General features: G+C 56.1%; 4 protein-coding genes and 1 pseudogene. 1 reads left to right on the plus strand and 4 read right to left on the minus strand.

The window, feature by feature from the left end; all coding sequences use genetic code 11:
- Positions 1–250 precede the first annotated feature (250 nt).
- Together ABIE13_RS27460 and ABIE13_RS27465 are read right to left on the minus strand one after the other, a co-directional pair.
- Positions 251–778 (minus strand): carboxymuconolactone decarboxylase family protein, encoded by a 528-nt coding sequence (locus ABIE13_RS27460; RefSeq protein ID WP_354449481.1) that lies wholly within the window; start codon positions 776–778, stop codon positions 251–253.
- Positions 779–863: 85 nt separating this feature from the next.
- Entirely contained in the window at positions 864–1,853 is a 990-nt protein-coding gene (locus ABIE13_RS27465; RefSeq protein WP_354449483.1) for a tripartite tricarboxylate transporter substrate binding protein, read from the minus strand.
- A gap of 124 nt (positions 1,854–1,977) precedes the next feature.
- Between ABIE13_RS27465 and ABIE13_RS27470 the strand changes: the two genes are divergently transcribed.
- A complete protein-coding gene (locus ABIE13_RS27470; protein ID WP_354449485.1) occupies positions 1,978–2,880 on the plus strand; it encodes a LysR family transcriptional regulator in 903 nt (300 codons plus the stop codon).
- A gap of 256 nt (positions 2,881–3,136) precedes the next feature.
- Here ABIE13_RS27470 and ABIE13_RS27475 read toward each other — a convergent pair whose 3' ends face one another.
- Positions 3,137–3,922, minus strand: coding sequence for a nucleotidyltransferase domain-containing protein (locus tag ABIE13_RS27475; protein ID WP_354449487.1), 786 nt, complete (start codon positions 3,920–3,922; stop codon positions 3,137–3,139).
- Positions 3,923–4,153: 231 nt separating this feature from the next.
- Positions 4,154–4,310: pseudogene (locus tag ABIE13_RS27480) on the minus strand (MerR family transcriptional regulator); the annotation flags it as partial.

Raw genomic sequence — 4,310 nt, forward strand, 5'->3', positions numbered from 1 at the left:
GATGGGTGATGGGTGATGGGTGATGGGTGATGGGTGATGGGTGATGGGTGATGGGTGATGGGTGATGGGTGATGGGTGATGGGTGATGGGTGATGCACTCAGACGCTATGAGTAGGTTGCTGCGGAATACTCAATGGGTCGAGAACCAAAAAATCCGTTCGGGCTGAGCCTGTCGAAGCCTCGCGCAACGCTTTAACAAACTCAGCCCGAACAGTTTGTGAATTTCCAAGCCTGAGCAAGCACTCCCCACTCAATGCTCTATGCCTAGCGCCAACAGAAACCGCGACACCATGTTGTAGGCCGCAATGGTGGCTGTGATCTCAACAGCCACCTGAACGCCAAAGCGCTGAAGAACGGCATCAAACACCTCGGGCCGCACCCGTATGTCCCTCGTCATGCAGTCCGTCAAGTGAAGCACGCAGCGCTTTTCTTCATCGAAAACTTCCGCACTACCGTCCAGCTTCGCCGCAGCAATTTGAGCGTCATCCAAGCCCCCTGCTTTGGCATGAGGCACATGCGCTTCAAACTCATAGTCAGCACCATTGAGTACTGCCACACGCAGGATGATGAGTTCACGCAAATCAGGCGGCACTTGCGTGTGATTGCGAATAACCGTGAGCAGCGCTTCCCACCCCTGCGCCAAGGGCGCGCTATTGAGCAGCACCTGATACAGCACTGAAATGCGGCCACGTGCCGCCTGGATGTTGGCTTCAATATCGGCCAGTTCAGGACGGGTTCCCGGAACAACCAAAGGAACACGAATGGAGTCTGTCGTCATGGGTTGGGGTAAATCTTTATAGGGTGCACTGAGGGCGCCCCCGAGCCCTTGGCTTATCGGGGCGCGCACTAAGAGATGCAGAAAATCAGTGAGACTGAATGCGGTTGTCCTTGATGAACTTGCTCCATCGCTTTTCTTCTTCAGCCACATAGGCATCCAACTCCGCAGGCGGACCCGCGTCAATCGTCAACCCTTCTTGCGCCACCTTCTGCGCAAACCCGGGAGACCGCGCAGCACTGCTGGCTGACTTGTTAAGACGCGCGATGACCGAGGCTGGCGTGCCCGCAGGCACATAAAGCCCGTACCAGCTTTCAACCACATACCCCGGCACACGCGTGGCGATAGCGGGCACGTTCTTGAACGCAGGTGAAGGCTGAGCAGTGGTCACGCCCAAAGCCCGCAGCTTGCCGTTTTCCAACATGGGCGCGGCAGCCGCGGCCGTAGCAAACATCATGTCGACCTGCCCACCCAACAAGTCGTTCAAGGCCGGGCCGGCCCCACGGTACGGTACATGCGTAATGGCCGAATTGGACAGCTTGGCAAACATCTCACCCGACAGGTGCGGTGACGTGCCGTTTCCTGGCGAGGCATACGTCAGCTTGCCGGGGCGGCTCTTGGCATCGGCCAGCAGGCCTTCCAGATTTTTGATCGGGCTTTCTGCACGCACTACCAGCACATTGGGCCCACGCCCCAGCAGCATCACAGGCGCAAACGCCTGGTTGCTGCCGTAAGGCAATTTGGCTTGCAAGGCCGGATTGACGGCGTGCGCAAAGGTGGCAATCACCAGGTTGTACCCATCGGGCTTGGCTTTCGCCACAAAGTCCGTGCCAATCAAAGTGCCGGCACCGGGCTTGTTTTCAACCACGATGGGTTGACCCAGGTCGCGGCCCATTTCAACGCCCAGGAACCGCGAAATCGTATCCGCGCCACCACCCGGTGCGAACGGCACCGTCAATCGAATGGGCTTGTTAGGAAAGTCTGAACCACTGTTGGCATTGGCCACAGGCAGGAGCGCACTGCTGGCGAGCAGCAAACTTAGAGAACGAATGACAACGCGGCGATTCTGCATGGACATGATTGGCAATTGAGTTGTAGTCATAGAGGCGATAAGTGCTTGTCTCGATGGAGCGTCTGGAGTGTCGCCGCCTCAGGGATAAAGATAAACTGCATACAACCTATATCAGACATTCCCAAAAGCTATGGACTTGAAGCAGCTGGAGCACTTTGTTGCGGTGGTGGAAAGAGGCAGCATCAGCCGCGCAGCCGCAGCCTTGCACTTGGCGCAGCCCAGCGTGAGCAAGCAAATGACCTTGCTTGAAAAAAGCCTGGGTCAGCGCCTGCTGGAGCGCACCGGCCGGGGCGTGACACCCACTGAAGCAGGCAGAGCGCTGCTAGGCCATGCACGCACCATGCTGAATGCCGCTGCACAGGCTCGCCTGGAAATCACGGACATGTGTGAAGAGCCCACGGGCAAGGTTGTGGTGGGGCTACCCAATCGCGTAGCGCTAGGCCTGTGTGTGCCCTTGCTCAAAGAATTCCGCAAGCGCATGCCCAAAGCCATGCTGTCTGTTCAAGAGGGGTTGAGCGTGCCGCTTCGCGAAGGATTGATTCAGGGGCGCATAGACATAGCGATGATGTTCGACCCTGTACCTACGCCCCTGCTCAGCTTTGAGATGGTCATGCGTGAATCATTGATGCTCTTCGCGCCCGCCAACCACCGCATGCCGAGTCAAATTGCACCCAAGGACATCAAGAAATATGCGCTGGTACTGCCCACCGCCCCCAACCCCATACGCAACCTGGTAGACACCACCCTGCTGCCCTACGACCTGGCGTTGAACATCATTGCCGAAGTAGGTGCGGTGCAGTCTGCCCTGACCATGGTCGAAGCAGGCATTGCGTGTTCTATCTTGCCAGAGAGTGCGCTGTACATCAGCCGCAGGCCTCACATGATGCAGAGGATTCCGATTGGGCCGCCTGTGACATGGAACACCTTGATGCTTGCGCAACCGGTGGCGCGGCCTGCAAGTCGGTTGGTGCAGGAGACTGCGAAGTTGCTCAGGACGTTGGATTTTCGGACTCTGGATAAGCCGACGTCATAGCCTTGTCCAGCATTTCGGTTCGATCTGTCGCACTACCATACGTTCGGGCTGAGGTTCTATGATTTCTGTCAAACGGTGAGTGGCGTTGAAACAGAAAAAACCGTTCGGCCTGAGCCTGTCGAAGGCTTGCGCAACGCTTCGACAAGCTCAGCGCGAACGGGCTGTTGTGAAACCTAACTCTTCGGCAATAAAGATGCTGTGCATTGAGCCTGTCGAAGCCTGTCATGCGACTGCCTAAGCAACAGCCCGTCCCATCCTAAGCGGGCGTCGACAGGAGTTCGCACTTCTTCATCCAAGCCAAGAAGAAAACCAACTTATCGTTGAACGCCTCACTTGATGCGTAAGGTGTGTTCGCATGCGTCAAGAAGAACTCAACGTGGTGGGCCATTTCAGGATGAGACGCCGAAAAATACTCAGCATAGTCCGCCAAGCTTACGGGCCAATAAGAGTCTGACAATGGACGCAGCACATTGGTCGCACGAAGCAATTTCCTGGCTGCCTCCTTTTGCAAGCGCTGCATCTCCGCATGCCCTTCTGCAGCATTGATACAGATCACATAGTCACCGAGAACCTGCATGTAGTCGCCGTTGATGGCCTGGGCAATCGACCGCGAGGGCTGGAATGCCTTAAACCTAAGTGCCAGATCCGTGCCATAGATGCAGCGACACTCGTGCTTAAGCCAGTATCCCCAGCTGTATAAGTTGTCGGGGCTCAGCACATCCTCAAGCACGCCAATATCGAAATCGATTTTGGACACTTCAGGATGGCGATCTTGCAGATCTGATCGCACGCGTTCGAGAGAGCGCATTTCATGCGTCGCAAGGGACCTCGTCAGAATCAAGGTCAAGTCAAGATCCGACTTCCCACGTTGAGCTTTCCCCCGAGCCACGCTGCCGTACAAATACAGACTGTCAAGGACCGGACCCAACTCCTTACGCAAACTGTCGAGCGCATCATTGACCACATCTACAAACTCCGGCTGTAAGGGCTTGGGTGGAGGTATTTCAATGCAAGCGGGCATGAAGTCATCGAAGCTTTTCATGGCGTTGAGGGTAGCGCACCCCGCAATACTCAGCTCGACACTCCCTCAGGCACCGGTGAAGCCAAACGCTAGCACCTTCGTGCCGATGCAGATCCCCGCTGCGAGCGCTACACCCGACATCCGCATCGAATTGCGCCGGGGACAGGATCAGGCCGGAAGGCTTTAGAAAAGCCACATGCAGGCTTGAAACTGGAAGCAGGCGTAAGCAGCCGTTTTCTAGATGCTGACAGTTCAGTTCGAAGAGTTGCTCAGTTGCTGAAGCTCAAGTTGCTTGGCTGCACTGGCTTCGAGGGTTGCACGCTCTTCATCCAGATACCGATAAATGCTTTTGAGGTCGGCGATTTTCTGTTTGATTTCTGCCATTTTCTTTTCAATGAGCTTGGCGCCA

The sequence above is a fragment of the Ottowia thiooxydans genome (assembly GCF_040548795.1).
GTDB classification, from domain to species: domain Bacteria; phylum Pseudomonadota; class Gammaproteobacteria; order Burkholderiales; family Burkholderiaceae_C; genus Ottowia; species Ottowia thiooxydans_A.